Origin of the sequence: Streptomyces sp. RKAG337, assembly GCF_023701715.1 — a bacterium.
Taxonomy (GTDB): Bacteria; Actinomycetota; Actinomycetes; order Streptomycetales; family Streptomycetaceae; genus Actinacidiphila.
Genome location: NZ_JAJOZA010000001.1, coordinates 5,156,040 through 5,176,523 on the forward strand (window position 1 = coordinate 5,156,040; position 20,484 = coordinate 5,176,523).

19 protein-coding genes are annotated in these 20,484 nt (G+C 70.9%); 10 read left to right on the forward strand and 9 right to left on the reverse strand.

The window, feature by feature from the left end; all coding sequences use genetic code 11:
* The first annotated feature begins 46 nt into the window (after positions 1 to 46).
* Positions 47 to 808, forward strand: coding sequence for a bestrophin-like domain (locus LNW73_RS22815; protein ID WP_250975736.1), 762 nt, complete (start codon positions 47 to 49; stop codon positions 806 to 808).
* A gap of 78 nt (positions 809 to 886) precedes the next feature.
* Here LNW73_RS22815 and LNW73_RS22820 read toward each other — a convergent pair whose 3' ends face one another.
* From LNW73_RS22820 to LNW73_RS22835, 4 genes are all read right to left on the reverse strand, one after another.
* Positions 887 to 2,320 carry a family 2B encapsulin nanocompartment shell protein gene (locus tag LNW73_RS22820; RefSeq protein WP_250991167.1) on the reverse strand — a complete coding sequence of 478 codons (1,434 nt, stop codon included), beginning with the start codon at positions 2,318 to 2,320 and terminating at the stop codon, positions 887 to 889.
* Between the two features lie 442 nt (positions 2,321 to 2,762).
* A complete protein-coding gene (locus LNW73_RS22825) occupies positions 2,763 to 3,446 on the reverse strand; it encodes a DedA family protein (protein WP_164296685.1) in 684 nt (227 codons plus the stop codon).
* A 231-nt stretch (positions 3,447 to 3,677) separates the two neighbouring features.
* Positions 3,678 to 5,285, reverse strand: a complete 1,608-nt coding sequence (locus tag LNW73_RS22830; protein WP_250991168.1) for an alkaline phosphatase D family protein — start codon at positions 5,283 to 5,285, stop codon at positions 3,678 to 3,680.
* 72 nt (positions 5,286 to 5,357) lie between these two features.
* Positions 5,358 to 6,008, reverse strand: a complete 651-nt coding sequence (locus LNW73_RS22835; protein ID WP_250980149.1) for an HNH endonuclease family protein — start codon at positions 6,006 to 6,008, stop codon at positions 5,358 to 5,360.
* A gap of 256 nt (positions 6,009 to 6,264) precedes the next feature.
* Here LNW73_RS22835 and LNW73_RS22840 point away from each other — a divergent pair, with 256 nt between their 5' ends.
* Positions 6,265 to 7,041: an ABC transporter permease gene (locus LNW73_RS22840; protein ID WP_374118275.1), complete on the forward strand. Its 777-nt coding sequence runs from the start codon at positions 6,265 to 6,267 to the stop codon at positions 7,039 to 7,041.
* 201 nt (positions 7,042 to 7,242) lie between these two features.
* Positions 7,243 to 7,824: a TMEM165/GDT1 family protein gene (locus LNW73_RS22845; protein ID WP_250991169.1), complete on the forward strand. Its 582-nt coding sequence runs from the start codon at positions 7,243 to 7,245 to the stop codon at positions 7,822 to 7,824.
* Positions 7,825 to 7,864: 40 nt separating this feature from the next.
* Here LNW73_RS22845 and LNW73_RS22850 read toward each other — a convergent pair whose 3' ends face one another.
* From LNW73_RS22850 to LNW73_RS36430, 3 genes are all read right to left on the reverse strand, one after another.
* On the reverse strand, positions 7,865 to 8,536 hold the full coding sequence (locus tag LNW73_RS22850; protein ID WP_250991170.1) for an HAD-IA family hydrolase: 672 nt from the start codon (positions 8,534 to 8,536) through the stop codon (positions 7,865 to 7,867).
* Positions 8,537 to 8,744: 208 nt separating this feature from the next.
* Entirely contained in the window at positions 8,745 to 9,305 is a 561-nt protein-coding gene (locus tag LNW73_RS22855; RefSeq protein WP_250993007.1) for a hypothetical protein, read from the reverse strand.
* Positions 9,306 to 9,333: 28 nt separating this feature from the next.
* Positions 9,334 to 10,389 (reverse strand): peptidoglycan-binding domain-containing protein, encoded by a 1,056-nt coding sequence (locus LNW73_RS36430; RefSeq protein ID WP_250991171.1) that lies wholly within the window; start codon positions 10,387 to 10,389, stop codon positions 9,334 to 9,336.
* Positions 10,390 to 10,600: 211 nt separating this feature from the next.
* Between LNW73_RS36430 and LNW73_RS22865 the strand changes: the two genes are divergently transcribed.
* From LNW73_RS22865 to LNW73_RS22890, 6 genes are all read left to right on the forward strand, one after another.
* Positions 10,601 to 12,652: an MFS transporter gene (locus tag LNW73_RS22865; protein WP_250991172.1), complete on the forward strand. Its 2,052-nt coding sequence runs from the start codon at positions 10,601 to 10,603 to the stop codon at positions 12,650 to 12,652.
* 250 nt (positions 12,653 to 12,902) lie between these two features.
* Complete coding sequence (locus tag LNW73_RS22870; RefSeq protein ID WP_250991173.1) at positions 12,903 to 13,559, forward strand: hypothetical protein; 657 nt, start codon at positions 12,903 to 12,905, stop codon at positions 13,557 to 13,559.
* Between the two features lie 119 nt (positions 13,560 to 13,678).
* Positions 13,679 to 14,413 carry a hypothetical protein gene (locus LNW73_RS22875; protein WP_250991174.1) on the forward strand — a complete coding sequence of 245 codons (735 nt, stop codon included), beginning with the start codon at positions 13,679 to 13,681 and terminating at the stop codon, positions 14,411 to 14,413.
* A 164-nt stretch (positions 14,414 to 14,577) separates the two neighbouring features.
* The gene (locus tag LNW73_RS22880; RefSeq protein ID WP_250991175.1) at positions 14,578 to 15,819 is read left to right on the forward strand and encodes a helix-turn-helix domain-containing protein; all 1,242 of its coding nucleotides are present in this window, start codon (positions 14,578 to 14,580) and stop codon (positions 15,817 to 15,819) included.
* A 188-nt stretch (positions 15,820 to 16,007) separates the two neighbouring features.
* Complete coding sequence (locus tag LNW73_RS22885) at positions 16,008 to 16,151, forward strand: hypothetical protein (protein ID WP_250975725.1); 144 nt, start codon at positions 16,008 to 16,010, stop codon at positions 16,149 to 16,151.
* Positions 16,148 to 17,332 (forward strand): methyltransferase domain-containing protein, encoded by a 1,185-nt coding sequence (locus LNW73_RS22890; RefSeq protein ID WP_250991176.1) that lies wholly within the window; start codon positions 16,148 to 16,150, stop codon positions 17,330 to 17,332. Before LNW73_RS22885 ends, LNW73_RS22890 begins: the two co-directional genes overlap by 4 nt.
* An 89-nt stretch (positions 17,333 to 17,421) precedes the next feature.
* Here the strand turns inward: LNW73_RS22890 and LNW73_RS22895 are convergent, their stop codons facing one another.
* Together LNW73_RS22895 and LNW73_RS22900 are read right to left on the reverse strand one after the other, a co-directional pair.
* A complete protein-coding gene (locus LNW73_RS22895; RefSeq protein WP_250975723.1) occupies positions 17,422 to 17,781 on the reverse strand; it encodes an antibiotic biosynthesis monooxygenase family protein in 360 nt (119 codons plus the stop codon).
* A 30-nt stretch (positions 17,782 to 17,811) separates the two neighbouring features.
* Complete coding sequence (locus LNW73_RS22900; protein ID WP_250975722.1) at positions 17,812 to 19,047, reverse strand: cytochrome P450; 1,236 nt, start codon at positions 19,045 to 19,047, stop codon at positions 17,812 to 17,814.
* Positions 19,048 to 19,275: 228 nt separating this feature from the next.
* On the opposite strand from LNW73_RS22900, the gene LNW73_RS22905 reads away from it, so the two are divergent.
* Entirely contained in the window at positions 19,276 to 20,445 is a 1,170-nt protein-coding gene (locus LNW73_RS22905; protein ID WP_250991177.1) for a steroid 3-ketoacyl-CoA thiolase, read from the forward strand.
* Positions 20,446 to 20,484: the final 39 nt, after the last annotated feature.

The following is a 20,484-nucleotide window of genomic DNA, read 5'->3' on the forward strand; positions in this document are numbered from 1 at the left end:
GGTGACCCGTAGACCCGCTGTCAGTTACGTCAGCTAGGAGTTCCTCATGTCGCAGTGGATTGCTCTGGTGATCGCGATGGCCGCGGCCTGCGTGGTCGTCATCACCGTCGTGGTGCTCAGACAGCGGCGCGTCCCGGTGGACGACGACCCCACCGAGACACCCGACGTCATCGAGTACATGACGATGATGATCGGGGTGATCTACGCGATCGTCCTGGGCCTGGCGATCGCCGGGGTGTGGGAGGGCCAGGGCGCGGCGCAGGACGACGTGATGCGTGAGGCGCAGGCCCTGCACGAGGTCAGCACCCGCGTGCAGGTGTATCCGCCCGAGGTCCGGGACCGGATCCGGACGGACGTCGACGCGTACGTCTCGTACGTGGTCCACAAGGAGTGGCCGTACATGGCCGACCACGGCACCCTCTCCCCGAAGGGGACGGAGCTGCTGTCGGCGGTGCGCCGCGACGTGACGGACTACGCGCCCAAGGGGGACCTGGACGCCCAGGCCTACCAGCCGGTGGTGGACCAGGTCGCGGTGGCCGACGAGGCGCGCACCGCGCGCGGCCAGAACGCGGGCGCGACGATGCCCGGGATGGTGTGGTTCGGCCTCATCGCGGGCGCCCTGGTGACGGTGGGGCTGATCTTCACGCTGCAGATCCGCCGCTCGGGCCGGGAGTTGCTGCTGGCCGGCCTGTTCAGCGCGCTCATCGCGTTCCTGCTGTTCCTGATCTGGGACCTCGACGCGCCCTTCGGCCGGGGCATCGCGGTCGCCCCCGATGTGTTCCTGGACCTGTTCCCGGCGCTGAAGTAGCGGAGCCGGAGCGGGGCGCACGACAGAAGGGCGGTGGCCGGGGAGGGATCCCCGGCCACCGCCCTTCCGCTTGCCGTTCTAGTCGCGCCAGTTGGCGATGTTGACGTTCTCCAGGACACCGAGGGCGTCCGGGACCAGCACCGCGGCGGAGTAGTAGGCGCTCACGAGGTAGCTGATGATGGCCTTCTCGCTCAGCCCCATGAACCGCACGTTCAGTCCGGGCTCGTACTCGTCGGGGATGCCGGTCTGGCGCAGGCCGATGACGCCCTGGTTGTCCTCGCCGGTACGCACCGCGATGATCGAGCTGGTGCGGGCCTCACTGATCGGGATCTTGTTGCAGCTCAGAATCGGCACACCGCGCCACGCGGGGACGGTGCTGCCGCTGACCTCGACGGAACTGGGGTACAGCCCCTTGCGGGTCCATTCGCGGCCGATGGCGGCGATGGTGCGGGGGTGGGCGAGCAGGAAGCGGGTGCCGCGGCGGCGGCTGATGAGTTCGTCGAGGTCGTCGGGGAGCGGGGGGCCGGCGTGCGGCTGGATGCGCTGGTCGTAGTCGGCGGCGTGCAGCAGTCCGAATTCGCGGTTGTTGATGAGTTCGTGTTCCTGGCGTTCGCGCAGGGCTTCGATGGTGAGTTTGAGCTGTTGCTCGATCTGGTTCATCGGTTCGTTGTAGAGGTCCGCGACGCGGCTGTGGACGCGCAGGACGGTCTGGGCGACGCTCAGTTCGTATTCGCGGGGGGCGACCTCGTAGTCGACGAACGTGGACGGCAGGTCAGCTTCGCCCTTGTGGCCGGAGGCGAGTTCGATGGCGGCTTCGCCGCGCTTGTTGACCCGTTGGCGGGGGATGGCGCGGTAGGCCTCGATGTGGGCGCGCAGGGCGGGGGACTGGTCGGCGAGGGTCTGGAAGTCCTGCCGGGACAGGGCCAGCACGGTGGTGGTAGTGGCGGCCTTGGCGGTGAAGTCCCAGGGTGTTTCCGGGTCGAGCAGGCCCTGTTCGCCGAAGTGGGCGCCGTCGGCGAGGACGCCGAGACGATTCTGCTCGCCGAATTCGCCCTCGCTGAGCTTTTCGACCTTGCCGTGGGCGAGGAGGTAGAGGGTGTCGACGGGCTGGCCTGCTTCGGCCAGGAGCTCGCCGGGGGCGAACTCGCGCTGGGTGAAGCGGTCGGCGAGCGCGGTGAGGACCGCGGTGTCCTCGAAGGAGCGCAGCAGGGCGAGTTCGCCGAGTTCGGCGGGGACGACCCGCACTTGTGACCCGGTTTTGACGAAGGTCACCTTGCCGTCGCCCACGGAGTAGGTCAGCCGGCGGTTGACCCGGTAGGTGCCGGCCGTGACCTGTACCCAGGGCAGCATGCGCAGCAGCCAGCGGGAGGAGATTCCCGCCATCTGAGGTGCGGACTTGGTGGTGGTCGCCAGATTCCGGGCAGCAGCCGTATCAAGGCTGGTGTGCGCCGAGTTGTTGTCCGGGGCGCCCGGGGTGCTGAGAGCGGCGTCCTGGCCCGCATCAACCGACATGCGTATGTCCTTCGCATTAGGGGGTGGGGTATGCGGGCTCATTCTTTTTCGTCACCCTCCACGCTGGCTATCGCTGGATCGAGTGAGAATGAATCGTAAAAACGCCAGAGCCGGGGAATAGGAACATACGATCGATGGGGACAGTGTCCGCATATGACAAGTTATGGTGCGGGGGGCCTTTGCGGAGGTCAACTGGTCCTGGCCGAGGCGGAGTTCTGATTCTGACCGTACGCGTACGGGAATGATCGGAATGCATCCAGAAGGAAGTCGTTGCCGCACTCTTTTGACGGCTTCGGCGGTGTAGCAGGTCCGCCGCGTTATTTCCCGCCGAGCATCGAACTGATGCCTGCGTCCGTGCTCCCGGGCCGACCCCGGCCGGCCGCGCGCCGTGGAGATTTTTCCTTACCGTTACTTCGTCCACGCAGGGGTGCGGGGGGCCGGCCTACAGCGCTTCGACGACCGCTCCGCGGTCGGTGGCGGCGGCGGGCTGCGGCGGGATCGCCAGCGGCACGGTGGTCAGGGCCGCGGCCATCGCCGTCCGGCGGCCGCGGCGGAACACATAGGCGGCCAGCGCGCCGGTGCCCACCAGGGCGACCAGCGACATGAAGGTGCCGAGCCAGCTCGCGCCCAGCCACTCGCCGCCGAGATAGCCCAGGCCCACGCTGTACGTCGCCCAGGCCACACCGGCCACGGCCGACCAGGGCAGGAACTCCTTGGGCCGGCGGTGCGCCACACCCGCGCCGAGGCTGACCACGGAGCGGCCGGCCGGCGCGAAGCGGGCGAGCACGACGAGCGACCCTCCGCCCCTGGTCAGCACTTCGCCCAGTCGTTCCTGGGCGGTGGAGAGCCGGCGGGACTGTGCCATGCGGCGGTCGAACCAGTCGCCGCCGCGCCAGGCCAGCCGGTAGGCGGCGATGTCACCGAGGCAGGAGGCGATGGCGGCGCACACCAGGAGCGCGACCACGTCGAGCATGTCGCCGCCCGCACCGGTGGTGCCCGCGGTCGCGGCGCTGATCACCAGCACCCCGCTGGGCAGGATCGGCACGAACACGTCGAGCAGTACGGACAGCGCGACGAGTACATAGATCCATGGCCAGTCGAACAAGGAGCCCAGACCCTCGAGCACCGTGCCTCCCCGTCCGACATATTGCCTGTTGGCGTATGGGCGGATCTACATCCGCTCCCAGCCGTACAGCGTACGCCAGAGGGGGTGGCCGGTACCTGTGAGGGGTACGTGATGTTGTAGACACGGTGTGGGGAATATCCCGGACACCCCGTGCGGGGCGGCTGGAGAACCGGCTGATGGCGGTGTGCGCCGCCGCCCGGCCGCGAGCCGGCGGACAACAGATCGCACCGCTCACCTCCGCCGGTGTGTCGACGGCTCGAACGAGCCCTTGGGGCCGGCCACCCGGAGGTCGAGCAGCCGGCCGCGCAGGGTCAGGGTCATCAACTGGTTGCCGAACCAGGGGCCGCCCAGGCGCGTCCAGCGGATGACGGACGCGGGGAGCCGGCCGTGCCGGGTGAGGGCGCGGCCGATCCAGCGGCCCGGCCGGCTCCAGCCGACGCGGAACCCCAGCCGTATCGCCGCGGGGACGCTGTTGTGGATCGGCGAGCAGGTGAGCTGGAGGACGCGGCTGCCCACCGGGCGCGGCCAGTGCGCCTCGGCGATGTACGCGTGGTGCACATCGCCGGACAGGACGCAGATGGTCGCGGGAGCCCGCGGCCCGCTGCCCACCTCGGCGAAGAGGCCGGCGAGCGCGTCGAAGGAGGTGCGGAACGCCGCCCAGTGCTCCAGGTCGGCCGCCTGCCGCAGCTTCTCGCCGCGCTCCGCCCACCGCGGGCCGCGCACGCCCCGGCAGAGCGCCGCGTCCCACTCCTCGGCGGCGTGCACGGCGTGCGGCAGCAGCCAGGGCAGCGAGGTGCCGACCAGGAGATGGTCGAACGAGCCGTCGGACAGCGCCTGTTCGCGCACCCACTGCCATTCGCCGTCGTCCAGCATCGAGCGCCGGTCCTCCTCCAGGACGCGGGCGGCCCGGGAGTCCACCATCAGCAGCCGGACCCGTCCGAAGTCGCGCCGGTAGCTCCAGCGCACCGATGCGGCGTCGGCGTCGGCGCGGGTGGCGAAGGCGCGGACGGCCTCGGTGCCGTCGGCGGCGGCGCGCACCGTGGCGAAGAGCTCGTCGGCGGCCAGCTCGGCGGGGGAGAGGTTGCCCAGGTGCTGATGGACCCAGTACGACATCAGGCCGCCGAGGATGCGCTCCTGCCACCAGGGCGTGCCGCGGATCTGTCCGAGCCACGCCTCCGAGGTGTTCCAGTCGTCGATCACATCGTGGTCGTCGAAGATCATGCAGCTGGGGACGGTGGACAGCAGCCAGCGCACCTCGGGGTCGAGCCAGGACTCGTAATAGAGGTGGGTGTACTCCTCGTAGTCCGCGACCTGGTCCCAGGGCGGGTCGGCGAGGTCGCGGCGGCGGGCGAGCCAGCGGCGGGTGGCCTCCGAGGTCTCGTCCGCGTAGACCTGGTCACCGAGCAGGAGCAGTACGTCCGGGCGGGCGGCGCCGTCCCGCACGATCTCCTGGGCGAGGGAGTCGAGGGCGTCCGGGCCGACCGGATCACGGGTGTGGTGCGCGGGCGCCGCCCAGCGGCAGGAGCCGAAGGTCACGCGCAGCGGGGCGCTGCCGCCCGCGGCGGTGTGGATGGTGCTGGGCGGGAACGGGGAGCCGGGCAGCGGCCACACCTGCCGGCCGTCGAGGTGCACGGCGTACGGCGTCCCGGCGCCGGGACGCAGCCCGGTGACGGTCACCAGCGCGTAGTGGTGCCCGGCGACCTGCCAGGTCCTGGCGGCCCCGCCGCCGTCTCCTTCGCAGGCGACGACCGCCTCGCACGGGCGGTCCGCCTCGATCCAGACGGTCGCGCTGTCCTCGCCCACGTACCGCAGCAGTGGACCCAAACGCAGCTCAGCCAAGGTGACCGGCCTCCCCTCCCGCGCCCAAGAGTACGGACGCGGGAGGGGAGGCGGGAGTACCGCGTCAGGCCGTCAGCAGCCGTTGAGGATGGAGGTCAGGGCGCTCTTCTCCGCCGAGTCGACGGTCAGGGAGTAGGAGTACTTCACCCAGACCCACATACGGGCGTAGGTGCAGTGGTACGAGGCCAGCGGCGGCAGCCACTGGGCCGGGTCCTTGTCGCCCTTGGCCTGGTTGACGTTGTCGGTGACGGCGAGCAGCTGGGAGTGGGTCAGGTCGTTGGCGAACGCCTGCCGCTGGGCGGTGGTCCAGCTGGCGGCGCCGGACCGCCAGGCCTGGGCGAGCGGGACCATGTGGTCGATGTCGACGTCGGAGGCGGCGGTCCAGGTGGCGCCGTCGTAGGGAGAGTGCCAGGTGCCGCTGACGGCGGCACAGGAGGAGTCCTGGACGACGCCCGTGCCGTCGCGCTTGAGGACGACCTCACGGGTGTTGCAGGCGCCGCTCTGGGTGATCCAGTGCGGGAACTTGTCGCGGCTGTAGCCGGTGGACGATCCCTCGGCCTGCACGGTCAGTGCGGCCAGTTCGGTACGGGCGGTCGCGGCGCTCGGCGGCGTGGGGGGTGCGGCCTGGGCGGTGGTGGGGGCGACGAGCAGCCCGAGTGCGGCGGCGATGGCGGCGAACGCGGTGAGCACACTCACGCGTCGACGCGCGTAGACATTGCGTATCCGGGACATGCGAACTCCCTGTGGGGTGGGGGTGCTTGTGAGGGTGATGGGCCCGGTAAGCGTGCCGGGTCCGGATTGCCTGCCGAGGTGCGGCAGGTTACAGATTGGCGACATGATCACGTCATGTCGAGGGGTGGCGCACCATCAGTTCCCTTGGGTCCGGCCCGCACCCGCCTACAGTGACCCCGTGTTCGCCGTCGTGTCCGCCGCCACCACGCCTGCCGCCGGTACGGCCGCCGGCACCACTCTCCCGGCCCTGACGTCCGCCGCCACCACCTCGCTGCTGCCCGTCGACCGCACCCTCGGCGTCGTGCTGGCCGTCCTGCTCGTGGTGGCCACCGGGGTCGCCGCGTACGCCCATCTCGCGGACGAGCGGGAGAACTACGCGCGCGGGATCGCCGTCGCGGGGCTGCGTGCCGCACTGCAGCTCGCGGTCGTCTCGCTGCTCATCGGCTGGGTCGTTCGCTATCTGCCGGCGCTGCTCGCCTTCGTCGCCGTCATGTACGCGGTCGCGGTGTGGACCGCGGGACGCCGCATCACCCGCGACCGCAGCTGGCGGTGGGCGGCCGTGCCGATCGGGGTGAGCGCGCTGCCGGTCGTCGCGCTCCTCGTGCTGACCGGCCTCGTGCCGCTCGACGGCATCGCGCTGATCCCCGTCGCGGGCATCCTCATCGGCGGCGCGCTCACCGCGACGGTCCTCGGCGGGCGCCGCGCGCTGGAGGAGCTGCACAGCCGGCACGGCGAGGTCGAGGCCGCGATGGCGCTGGGATTCGAGGACCGGGACGCCCGGCTGGAGATCGCCAGGCCCGCCGCGTCCGGTGCGCTGGTGCCGGGGCTCGACCAGACGCGGACTGTGGGACTGGTCACGCTGCCGGGTGCGTTCGTCGGCATGCTGCTCGGCGGGGCATCACCCGTGATGGCGGGCGCCGTTCAGCTCTTCGTGCTGGTCGCGCTGCTGGTGGTGCAGGCGGTCGCGGTCTCGTCGGTTCTGGAGCTGGTCGCCAGGGGCCGGCTGACCCGTGGCGTAGAATAGGTGGCGCAGAAGGGGAGTAGCTCTTCGCCGGACCGTCGACATACTGCTCAGATCCTGAGCCGGCGCCCGGAGGCACGGTGGGTTTCCCACCGGGCCAGCGAGACCTTCGGCCGCAGCGTTTCCATTGACGCTGTCGAGCCGAAGCGACCCCTTTTCCCGGCGCTCTCGGTGCGGCAGCCCGACCGATGAGGATCCCGCCCCGTGTTCAGCTTCACCGTCGCCGCCATCGTCTTCGGCGTCGTCTTCCTGGCAGAACTGCCCGACAAGACCGCGCTCGCCGGTCTCATGCTCGGCACCCGCTACCGCGCCTCGTACGTCTTCTGCGGTGTCGCCGCCGCCTTCGTCGTCCATGTCGCCCTCGCCATCGCGGCGGGCAGCGTACTGACCCTGCTCCCGCACCGCTGGGTGCAGGGCGTCGTCGGGCTGCTCTTCCTCGCGGGCGCGGCCATGCTGCTGTTCAAGAAGGACGATGACGAGGAGGGCGTCCGCGAACCCGCCGACCAGAGCTTCTGGAAGGTCGCGGGCACCGGCTTCATGCTCATCCTGGTCGCGGAGTTCGGCGACCTGACGCAGATCATGACCGCCAACCTCGCCGCCCGCTACGACGATCCGGTGGCCCTCGGCCTCGGCGCGGTCCTCGCGCTGTGGGCGGTCGCCGGGCTGGGGATCTTCGGCGGGCGGCTGCTGATGAAGCGGGTGCCGCTGGCGCTGATCACGAAGGTCGCCGCCGCGGTGATGGTGCTGCTCGCCGTCTTCAGCCTCTACGAGGCGATCGCGGGCTAAGGGCTAAGGGCTAAGGCCTTACGGCCGGAAAGTGCGGCGCTCAGCCGATGTGGACCAGGAGGCCGCCGTCCGCGGTGGCCTCCACCCGCACCTGCTCCAGCGAGTCGACGTGCGCGGTGGGCGCGTGGACGGCGGCGCGCGGGCCCACGCCGATGACGCGCATCCCGGCGGCCTTCGCCGCGGCGATGCCGACCTCGGCGTCCTCGAACACGATGCAGTCCTCGGGGGCGAAGCCCAGCTCGGCGGCGCCCTTCAGGAAGCCCTCCGGGTCCGGCTTGCTCGCGCTCACCCGCTCCGCGGTCACCATGACCTCCGGCATCGGCAGCGCGGCGGCGCCCATCCTCGCGCGAGCCAGCGCCTCGTCGGCGGACGTCACCAGGGCGTGCGGCCGGCCGGCGAGCGACGCCAGGAAGGCGGGGGCGCCCGGGACGGGCACGACGCCGTCGAGGTCCGCGGTCTCCTCGGCGAGCATCCGCCGGTTGTCGGCGAAGTTCTCCGCCATCGGGCGGTCCGGCAGCAGCACCGCCATGGTGGCGTGGCCCTGCCGTCCGTGCACGACCTTCAGCACCGCCCGCGCGTCCAGCCCCTGCGCCTCCGCCCAGCGGCGCCAGCAGCGCTCGACCACGGCGTCGGAGTTCACCAGGGTGCCGTCCATGTCGAGGAGCAGCGCTCGGGCGGTCAGGACGGACGGGGTGGACGGGGTGGACGGCATACGGACTCCTTGGAAGTACTCGGTGGCCCCGCCCGCCGGTCAGGGGAAACGGGCGGAGCCACTTTGTTTCTCTACGATACAAAACAGGGACCCGGTTGCGCCAGTGGCCCCCCGGTCCGGGTCACCGGGGGGCCAGGAACGGGGGCCGGGAACGGGGGCCGGGAACGGAGGCCGGGAACGGAGGCCGGGAACGGAGGCCGGGAAGGGGCTACGCCTCCTCGACGTACTGCAGCAGACCCCAGGTGAAGTGGGCGATGCGGCGGGTGCCGGCCGAGGAGTCGCCGAAGGCGAGCCGCCAGCGGGTGGGGGCGCTGCCTTCCAGGGGTGTCGCGGGCCGGAAGGCGCGGGCGACCTCGTCGACGGTGCAGGACCACGGGACGAGGTCGTCGGGACTCTCCAGGACCGGTGACGGGGCGCCCGGGGCGCGGATGAGCCACTCGTTCCACACCGCGCCGCCGCCGGGCGCGCACAGCACCTCGAAGCGCAGCTCCGGCCAGAGCGGTACGGGCCACAGCAGGGCCTCGCAGCTCAGATCCCCGATACGGCGGACGATCGTGCTCTCGGGCGGGCCGAGCACGGCACGGTAGCGGCGTTCACCACCCGGGGAGTGCCGCCCGTGCAGCCGCGCCTGCCAGCGGCGGTTCGCCTCCCGCAGCTCCGCGCGGGACGCGCCGAGCGTACGGAGCGCCTCCTCGACCAGCTCGGGCCGGTGGTCCGCCATCCGCCGCAGCAGGACGAGCTGGAACTGACCGGCCCCGAATTCCTCCATCGCCACGGGACGATCCTCGCAGACGCGGCTACCAGGAGGTCTGCCGCTCCAGCGCGGTCCGGGTCGCCGGGCCGTAGACACCCTCGGGGTCGCTGGTGATCCCCATCCAGAACTGGAACGTCGCCACGGCGTCCCTGACCTCCGTGTCGAAGACGCCGTCCACGCTGCCCATGTACACGTAGGCGCGGCGCAGCCGCTGCTGGAGGTCCCTGACCTGGGTGCCGGTGTCGCCCATCCGCAGCGCCGGGGTCGCGAGCGTCGGGTGGTTCGTGGGAGCGGGAGTGCCGCTCGGGGTCGCGTCGGGCCCTGGCACCACCGGGTCGCCCACCGTTGCAGGGGGCGGGGACGGGGTCGCGGACACCGGGGCGACGGTGGCCGGGGGAGTCGTCACCGGGGTGGACGGGGCACGGTGGGTCGCCGTCGGCGAGGCCGTGGGGGCCTTGCCGTGGGCGGCGGTCGGTGCCACGGCGGCCATCGCGTCACTGGTCGGCAGGACGACGTCGGGGACGCTGCTGCTGTTGTCCGGCAGCGCCCGCTCCGGCCGGTCGGGCGTGCTCAGCAGCTGGTTGGCGACGGCGACCGCGCCGGCGGCCATCGCCGTGGCGGCCACCGTGGCGGCCGCGACGACGAGGCCCCGTCTGCGGCGGCGGGGCCGGCGGCGCCGGCCGCCGCGGTGCTGACCCGGACCCTCGACGTCGTTCCAGTCGGAGTCGGAGTGGCCGGTGCGGTCCAGCAGCAGCCCGGACTCGTGGGGGCCCGCCGCGGACAGGTCCGCAGGATCTCCGGGACCGTCGCCGGCCGGGTGGGCGGGAGCGTCGTCCGCCGGGTATTCGAGGCCGTCGTAGGTGGCCGGGAACATGCCCACGTCGGTGGCCGGGAACACGCCCGCGCCGGTGGCCGGGAACATGCTCACGTCGGTGGCGGCCGGGCGGTACGCGGCCGTCCCGATCAGCGGCTTGACCGTCGACTCGGCGGGCCCGGTGCCCGGCTCCGCCACGTATGGCCGAACGCGCAGCGGGTGGAAGCCCTCCGTCGCCGCGAGCGCGATCTGCCGTTCGGCCGACCGGGCCGCGGCCGTGGCCACACCCTGCTCCGGCCCCTCTTCCCCCTCCGGCGCCACTGGGCTCCCCTCCCGCAAACGGTCCTCGGATACCTCAAGACGCAGTGATTATGCCGCCGCGGGCATGCCGTGCCCAGGTCCGTCCAGCACTACCGGGGGTCCATAGAGCGCGAAACCGGAGCGAATAGTGTGAATATTGATTCGCGATCAAGCGGCGCGACGCGAGGAGCACGGCATGGCGCAGGAGACCACGGCCCCGACCGGACCGCCGACCGCCCCCGGCGAGATCCAGGACCGGCGATCGGTGCGCCTGGCCATCAGCGCGCTCGCCCTCGGCATGCTGCTGGCCGCGCTGGACCAGACGATCGTGTCCACCGCCCTGCCGACCATCGTCAGCGACCTGGGCGGGATCGAGCACCTGTCCTGGGTCGTCACCGCATATCTGCTCGCCTCGACGGCGGCCACCCCGCTGTGGGGCAAGCTCGGCGACATGTACGGCCGGAAGAAGCTCTTCCAGACCGTCATCGTGATCTTCCTGATCGGCTCCGCGCTGTGCGGCATCGCGCAGAACATGCCGCAGCTGATCGCCTTCCGCGCCCTCCAGGGCCTGGGCGGCGGCGGTCTGATGGTGCTGTCGATGGCGATCGTCGGCGACATCGTGCCGCCCCGCGAGCGGGGCCGCTACCAGGGCGTGTTCGGCGCGGTGTTCGGCGCGAGCAGCGTCCTCGGGCCGCTGCTGGGCGGGGTGTTCACCGAGGAGCTCTCCTGGCGCTGGGTGTTCTACATCAACCTGCCGATCGGCGTCGTCGCGCTGGCCGTCATCGCGGCCGTGCTGCACATCCCGGTACGCCGCACCACGCACCGCATCGACTACCTGGGCATGGCGCTGGTCGCCGCGGCGGCGACCAGCCTGGTGCTGGTGACCTCGCTCGGCGGCACGACCTGGGCCTGGAGCTCCCCGAAGATCATCGGGCTGGCGGTGCTCGGCCTGGTCCTGGTGGCCGTGTTCATCGTCGTCGAGCGCCGGGCGGTGGAACCGGTGCTGCCGCTGCGGCTGTTCCGGATCCGCACCTTCTGGCTCGTCTCGGTGATCTCCTTCGTCATCGGCTTCGCGATGTTCGGCGCGATGACGTACCTGCCGACGTTCCTGCAGGTCGTCCACGGCTTCTCACCGACGCTGTCCGGCGTGCACATGATCCCGATGGTCATCGGTCTGCTGGTGTCCTCCACCGGCTCCGGGCAGATCGTCAGCCGCACCGGCCACTACAAGATCTTCCCGATCCTCGGCACCGGGATCACGGCCATCGGTCTGCTGCTGCTGCACCAGCTCGACGAGTTCACCAGCACCTGGGTGATGAGTCTCTACTTCCTGATCTTCGGCCTCGGCCTGGGTCTCGTCATGCAGGTGCTGATCCTGGCCGTCCAGAACTCCGTCGGCTACGAGGACCTGGGCGCCGCCACCTCCGGCGCGACGTTCTTCCGTTCCATCGGCGCCTCCTTCGGCGTCTCGATCTTCGGCACGGTCTTCGCCAACCAGCTCAACAGCAAGATCGACGCCCTGGTCGCGCACACACCGCTGCCGCCCGGCTTCGACCCGTCGCTGATCTCCTCCGACCCGCGCGCCGTGGAGTCACTGCCGGCCGCGATCCACGGTCCGGTGGTGCACGCGTACTCGGAGTCGATCACCACGGTGTTCCTGTGGGCGGTGCCGGTCACCCTGATCGCGTTCGTACTGGCCTGGTTCCTCAAGGAACAGCCGCTGCGCGGTTCCGTGACGGTGCCGGACGCCAGCGAGACCCTGGGCACCAACCCGGTGGAACGGTCCTCGATCGAGGAGATCGCCCGCGGGCTGTCGGTGCTCGGCAGCCGGGAGGCGCGCCGCGACCTGTATGTGCGGATCACCGAGCTGGCCGGGCTCGACATCCATCCGGCCTCCAGCTGGCTGCTGTTGCGGATGGCCAAGGGCGGCGAGACCGACCCGGTCGAGCTGGCCCGGCGCACCACCGTGCCCGCCGACGTCATCGAGGAGGCGGCCGTCGAGGTCGAGACCCGCGGACTGGCCGTCCGGGACGGCAATCCGCTGGTCCTCACCGACAGCGGCCGGGCGATGGCCGCGCAACTCGGCGAGGCCCGGCGGACCGTGCTGGGCGAGTTGCTCGGCGACTGGGACCCGGAGCGGCACGCGGAGCTCGCGGCGCTGCTGACGAAACTCAGCGGCGAACTGTGCGGCGGCGACACCGACCGCCTGGAGAAGGGCCGCCCGGCGACGGGCGGCGCCACCGCCTGACGCTCCCGCCGCTCGCGCGACCGCCGCGGGAGCGCACCACCCGACCCTCCAGCAGCACCCGTAACACGCGTGTCCCGCCCCCGGTCCGGCGGCCGGCCCCCGGACCCCGCAGGTACGCCCGTCCGGCCCTGACCGGACGGGCGTTCGACGTTTGGGCGCCCGCTTTCGGGCAAGCCGATCGATGAGCCGGCAACGCAACACACCCTGTCCTTCGACCCGTAGCAGACCCGTAGAAACGGGAGGCATTCCCATGTCCACTGGCGTCATTATCGCCATCGTCGTGGTCGTCATCGTTCTGGCCGCCGCTCTCACGACCGTGATGCTCCGGCCGGGTGGGCTGGGCGGCCGGAGCCTGCACCGGCGCTTCGGGCCCGAGTACGACCGGGTCCTGCGCCGTCACGACGGTGACACCAAGGCCACCGAGAAGGAACTGTCCGAACGGCTGCGCAAGCACGAGGGCCTCACGACCCGTCCGCTGCCGACCCAGGCCCGCGAGGAGTACACGGCCCGCTGGACCGCCGTGCAGGAGCACTTCATCGACTCGCCCGCGAAGGCGCTCGGCGAGGCCGACACGCTGATCGAGAACCTGGCCCGCGACCGCGGCTTCCCGGGCGCGAAGTCCGGCGAGCACTTCGACGCGCTGTCGGTGCACCACGCCCGTCATCTGCACGGCTACCGCGACGCCCATGAGATCGCCGGGCGCGGCGACGACGGCACCTCCACCGAGGAGATGCGCGAGGCGCTCGTCCGGGCCCGCGCGATGTTCGAGGAACTCATCCAGGCAGACGCGGACCGTGCTCCGTCGAACCGCGACGCGGACCCCGAGCGCCTCGACGACGGCGCCGACCGCACCGACGCGCGTGCCGCGGAGAAGCACCACGGCGTGCTCGGCCGCCGGCAGAACTGACGGAACACCGCCGGTACCGACCCCCCGCAGGACCAGGGCCGTGAGGCCGTCAGGCCGCCGGCCCATGCCGTGATCCGTAGTCCACGAGACATCAGCGAACTGTCAGGAGCGCAGAGACGATGAGCGAAGGCCAGGACCAGACCCGCCAGGACCAGATCAGCCAGGACCAGGCCCGCGGCAGCGCCGCGCCGGACCGGAACACCGGCCGGGTCCCAGCCCAGAACCCCGACGAGCCGCCCCGTCCGCCGCGCATTGACGGCGGCCGCACGGACGACCCGCGCAAGGACGCAGCGGCCACGGCCCGCCCGACCGAGGCCCCGCGCACGACGGACCCGGCGCGGACGACGGACGCGGCGCGCACGAACGAGCCGACGCGGACGAACGAGTCCACCCGCACCACCGATGCCACCCGCGCGAGCGAGGCCAAGCACGTGGCCGACCCCACCCGCAGCGGCACCGGTGACGCCCCGCGAACGGGGGACGCCACCCGCGCCACCGACCCGGCGCGTACGACCGAGGCCGCGCGCACCGGCGAAGGCAGCGTCCCCCGCGCCGCCGAGCACACCGCCGAGACCCACACCGCCCGCCACGGCGGAGCCGCGGGCTCGGGCGACGGGCTGGAGGAGCGCCTGCAGCACGCGATGGGCACGTTCGTGGACGAGCCGCGCAAGTCCGTGGAGGAGGCCGACGCCGTTCTCGAGCAGGCCGCCAAGCAGCTCACCGAGAAGCTCGCCGAGCGCCGTCGCACCCTTCGGTCGACCTGGCAGAACGACGACGCCAAGGCCGACACGGAGGAACTGCGCGTCGCGCTGACGCGCTACCGCGACCTGACGCAGCAGCTTCTCAGTATCTGATCAGCGGTCGGGAACGTGAAGCGGCCGGTTCGGGCCGCGCCGCGCCGCCCTCCGGGCGGAGTGGTGGCCATGGGCCCCCGGCGCTAGAGCCCCTCCAGGGCGATCTGGAGGGGCTCTTCCCTTTCGCCCCACCGGCGTACACTGGCTGTGAAGGGTGGTGACGCATGTCGGATGAACTCGCAGACAACCTACGGCGATACCGGCGCGCGAAAGGGATCAGTCAAGAGCAACTGGCGCACCGCGCCGGTCTCTCGGTCGGGCCGGTTCGCAGGATCGAGCAAGGCGACGACGGGGTGCGCATGGAGACCCTTCACGCCATCGCTCGCGCCTTGGAGATCAAGACCTCTGAACTGATGAAGGCCGGACCGCCCGAGCCGGTCAAGCACGACGATCCGAACAGTCTGAACCTGCGCGAGCTGCGCATCGCCCTCACACCGGCCATCGGCCTCCGCTCCGAGGTCACCCCGGTCGGAGCGGAGCCGGACCTTCGCCGCCTTCAGCGGATGACCCGCGACAACGCCGTCCTTTACTTCGGAGACAGCTACCGGAGTATTGCCGCGGATCTCCCGGCACTCATCCGCGGAGCCAATGATGCCGTGGCGTACTACGACTCCGGCGAGGAGCGAGCGCACGCCCTGGTGGCCCGCTCGCAAGCCCTTCAGCTTGCCGGCCGGTACCTGACGCAGATTCGCCAATACGACCTTGCTCACGGGGCTGTGCGTGAGGCCATCGCCGACGCCAAGGCCGCCGGGGACCAACTCGTCGCCGCTTCGGGGGTTGGCGGGATGTGCTGGATGCTGATGCGGACCGAACGCTTCGACGAGGCCGAGGATGTAGCCGTAGCGACCATGGATCTGGTCGAGCCGAAGATCAAGGGCGCCACGTCGGACGCATACGCGACGTGGGGCGGTCTGGCGATGGAGGCAGCCGCAGCGGCGGCGAGGAACAACCGCCCCAACGAGGCCAAGGCGCTTCGCCGTGCCGCAGGCACCGCGGCCAAGGCGGTCGGGGTGACGCACAAGAACCTTCTGCGCCATTGGTCGATGTTCGGACCCGTGACGGCGTCCATGAAGGAACTGGAAGACCTCATGGTGGCCGGGGACGCCCGGGCGGTGGTCCGGAAGTCCGGCGACGAGGAGAACCTGCAGGAGAAGAGCTGGAAGCGGCTTGGCGGCCCCAGCACCAACGACGGCAACCGGTACCACCTCGACCTGGCACGCGCCCAGGTCCGCACAGGTGACGCGACGGGCGCCATGGAGCAACTCGCGCGGCTGGACGAGATCGCACCCGAGTGGTTCCGCCACCAGGCATCGGCCGCCGTCACCTTCGAAGAGATCACCAAGAAGCGCCGCACCCTCACGACAGAGATGCGTGAAGTCGGATCCCACCTGGGCGTATTCGCCTAACTGCACGGCCGCGATGCACTTCTGACGAACCGTCGTCGCAAGTGCATCGGCGTGCGCCTGGTCGGCGCTCATCACGCCCCGTAACTTCGTACTCACGGCGCGAGACCGGTAGGCCGGAGCCGAATCGGCTAACTGGCCGCAAAATCCCAGCAGTTGCGCCGTGGTGAGAGCGAACGAAGGAGCGACGCATGACGAGTCTGTGGGCCACCGCCCCCACCTGGGGTGGGAGCGACGACAAGGACAAGCATCCCGGCACCCCCTGGACCCCGCCGAAGGACCCGCCCAGCCCCGACGGGGGAACCCCGCCCGGCGACGGGAACCGCCGCAGGTGACGCTGAACCCTGCGCAGGTGGAGCGCCCCGGCCGCAAGGAGCTGGGGCGCGTCCTCCTTGAAACGCACTCGATGACGTCGGACTGGGCTCCGACCTTCGCGGCCGTGGACCGGGCCGCGTTCCTGCCGGACCTGATGTGGCCGTTCGACATGGACGCAGGGACAAGCGTCCCGGTGGATCGAACGGCCGACCCCGACACCTGGTACGCCACGGCGGACAGCGACATCCCCATCGTTACCCAGTGGGATGACGGGAAGCACGCGGGCTCCGCACCTGGGGACGTGTCCACCAGCTCCTCGTCCATGCCCTCCGTCGTGTACGCGATGCTTCAGGCCCTGGACGTGGACGCGGGCATGAACGCGCTCGACGTGGGCACCGGTACGGGCGAGACGGCCGGTGCGCTGACGCACCGTCTTGGCGGTGAGAACGTCACCACGATCGAGGTGGACCGCGACGTGTCCGCCCGTGCCCGTGAGCGGCTGTGCGCGGCTGGGCTGTACCCGGTGGTCGTCAGGGGCGACGGGTTCGCCGGATGCGCGGAGCAGGGCCCGTACGACCGCGTTCTGGCCACCGTCGGGCTCCGGGAGATTCCTGGTGCCTGGATCGAGCAGACCCGCCCGGGCGGACTCATCGTCGCCCCATGGGGGACGCACTTCTCCAACGCGGATGCCGTGGTCCGGCTGGTGGTGAAGGACGGCAAGGCGATGGGGAACTTCACGCGCCCCGTGGAATTCATGAAGCTCCGGGCTCAGCGGTCGTCCCGCCCCGACCACGACGACTATCTCGCCACGGGCTCGATGAATGACGCCGACACGTCCCGTACGACGATCACTGAAGCCGAGTTCGTCACCGGTCCGTACACCGCCGCCCCGTTCGCCCTCGGCCTTCGCGTGCCCGACTGCTCGCAGGCCGTGGCCGACAAGCGTGAAGGCGCGCGGCCCGTCTGGTTCTACGGGCTGACCGACAGATCCTGGGCGTGCGTCATGTTCCGGGACGCGGAGAACGAGGCGCGCGTCTGGCAGTCGGGTCCGCGCCGGCTGTGGGACGAGACGGAAGCGGCCTTCCGGTGGTGGGAGGAACAGGGCCGTCCTGAGCACTCGCGGTTCGGGCTCACCGTGACGCGGGAGGGCGAGACCGCCTGGCTCGACGACCCCTCGCGGTCGGTGCGGCCGGAGGACTGATGCCGGCCGGCAGAACGAAGAACGCTCCCCCCGGCCGGGAAGGCCGGGGGGAGCGTCCTGCCGCGCAGTTCCCTGGGCCGGGGCAGGCCCTAACTCTTGGGGGCCGTCTGCTGGACGACCTCGAACGACCACAGGGCGGAGTCCGAAGCGGCCGGCTTGGGCCGCTCGCCGCCGCCCTCACCGCCGCCCGCGCCCGCGCTGCCGCCCGCGCCGCCGCCGTGCGCGCCCGGGCCGCGCATCGAGGTGGACATCCAGTTCTTGAAGTCCTCCTCGCTGCGCCAGCGCGTGTACACGAGGTACTGGTCGGTGCCTTCGACCGGGCGCAGCAGTTCGAACCACTCGAAGCCGTCGGAGTTCTCGACGGAGCCGGCACGCGCCGCGAACCGCTTCTCCAGCGTCTCGCGCATCTCCGCCGAGACGGTCAGGGCATTGATCTTCACGATGCTCATGGCCTCATCCTGCCGTATGCGCCGGCCGGCTCAGCCCTCGTAGCTGACCTGCATCTCCTTGACGCCGTTGATCCAGGCGGAGCGCAGCCGGCGGGGGTCGCCGACCAGCTTGATGTCGGGCATCGCGTCGGCGATGGCGTTGAACATGAGGTCGATCTCCATGATCGCCAGGTTCTTGCCCATGCAGTAGTGCGGGCCGCCGCCGCCGAACCCCAGGTGCAGATTGGGGTCGCGGGTGATGTCGAAGCGCTCGGGGTGGTCGAAGACCTCGGGGTCGTGGTTGGCGGAGGCGTAGAACATGCCGACGCGCTGACCCTTCTTGATCTCCTGACCGCCCAGCACGGTGTCCCGGGTGGCGGTGCGCTGGAAGGACGTGACGGGGGTCGCCCAGCGGACGATCTCCTCGGCGGCGGTGCTCGGCCGCGTCGCCTTGTAGAGCTCCCACTGCTCGGGGTGGGTGAGGAAGGCGTGCATGCCGTGGGTGATGGCGTTGCGCGTCGTCTCGTTCCCGGCGACGGACAGCACGAGGACGAAGAAGCCGAACTCGTCCGTGCTGAGGTTGCCTTCGTCCTCGGCGGCGACCAGCTGGCTGACGATGTCCTTGACCGGGCACTCCTTGCGGGCGGCGGCGAGGTTCATGGCGTACGAGATCAGCTCCATGGCCGACTCGGCGCCCACCTCCTCGGTGATGGCCAGCTCGGGGTCGTCGTAGGCGATCATCTTGTTCGACCAGTCGAAGATCTTGATCCGGTCGTCCTGCGGGATGCCGATCAGCTCGGCGATGGCCTGCAGCGGGAGTTCGGACGCGACCTCGGTGACGAAGTTGCCCGTCCGGCGGCCGCGCGCCTCGGCGACGATGCGGTGGGCGCGGTCGCGGAGCGTCTGTTCCATCTGGCGGATCGCGCGCGGGGTGAAGCCCCGCTGGACGATCTGCCGGACGCGGGTCAGCTCGGGCGGATCCATGTTGAGCATGATCAGCCGCTGCATCTCGATCTGCTCGCGGGTGATGTGCTCGTTGAAGCGGATGACCGCGGTGTTGAGGAACGACGAGTAGACGTCGGGGTTGAGCGAGACCTCTTTGACGTCGGCGTGCCGGGTGACGACCCAGTACCCCTCGTCCTCGAACCCCGCGGTGTTGAAGGGCTGTTCGTTCCACCACACGGGGGCGGTCTGGCGCAGCTGCGCGAGTTCGGGGAGCGGTACCCGCTGCTCGTACACGTCCGGGTCTGTGAAGTCGAAGCCTTCGGGAAGCGCTGGGCAGGGCATCGGCCACTCCATGTCTGACGGTCCATCAGATATGGCTCGAAGGTAGTAACCAGTTCTACAAGTGGCAAGGGGAATGACCGTGTGGATTGGGTGCGGGCCCATGGAGGCTTGTGCACGAGTCTTGCGCGCCGCGCTCCATGGGTAATAAGACTGCAGACAGAACTAGTACGCGTTCTAGTTCTGCCGGAGGCGCCGGGACGCCGACCGGTCGAGGAGAGGACGAGATTCATGGCCGCTGAACCCGTCATCGTCGAAGCTGTACGCACGCCCATCGGCAAGCGCGGAGGCGCGCTCGCCAATCTGCACCCCGCCTACCTGCTGGGTGAGACGTACCGCGAACTGCTCGGCAGGACCGGGATCCAGCCGGACGCCGTCGAACAGGTCGTCGGCGGCACCGTCACGCACGCCGGCGAGCAGTCGATGAACCCCGCACGCAACGCCTGGCTCGCGATGGGACTTCCGTACGAGACCGCCGCGACCACCGTGGACTGTCAGTGCGGTTCCTCGCAACAGGCCAACCACATGGTCGCGAACATGGTGGCCGCCGGAGTGATCGACATCGGCATCGGCTGCGGGGTGGAGGCGATGTCCCGGGTGCCGCTCGGCAGCGGTTCCAAGCACGGGCCGGGCAAACCGTTCCCCGACGAGTGGAACGTCGATCTGCCCAACCAGTTCGAGGCCGCCGAGCGGATTGCCCGGCGGCGCGGGCTGACCCGGGAGAACGTCGACCGGCTCGGCCTCATCTCGCAGGAGCGGGCCGCCCGGGCCTGGGCGGAGGAGCGGTACAAGCGCGAGACGTTCGCGGTGCAGGTGCCCACCAACGAGGAGGAGCAGCAGGCCGGTCAGGGCATGTGGCGGCTGGTCGACCGCGACCAGGGCATGCGGGACACCACCATGGAGGGCCTGGCCAAGCTGAAGCCGGTCATGCCGACCGCCGTGCACACCGCGGGCAACTCCTCGCAGATCTCCGACGGGGCCGCGGCCGTCATGTGGGCCTCCAAGCGCATGGCACGGGCCCTCAAGCTCCGCCCGCGCGCCCGGATCGTCGCCCAGGCGCTCGTCGGCTCCGACCCGCACTACCACCTGGACGGCCCGGTCGACGCGACCCGCGCGGTGCTCGGCAAGGCCGGGATGTCGCTGAAGGACATCGACCTCATCGAGATCAACGAGGCGTTCGCGTCCGTCGTGCTGTCCTGGGCGCAGGTCTTCGACCAGGACCTGGAGAAGGTCAACGTCAACGGGGGCGCGATAGCGCTCGGCCATCCGGTGGGGTCGACGGGGGCGCGGCTGATCGTGACGGCGCTGCATGAGCTGGAGCGCACGGACAAGGAGTTCGCGCTCATCACGATGTGCGCGGGCGGGGCGCTGGCGACGGGCACGATCATCCAGCGGCTGTAGGCCGGGGTTCCGCCCCGGTCCCCGGTCCTCGAGCACCGG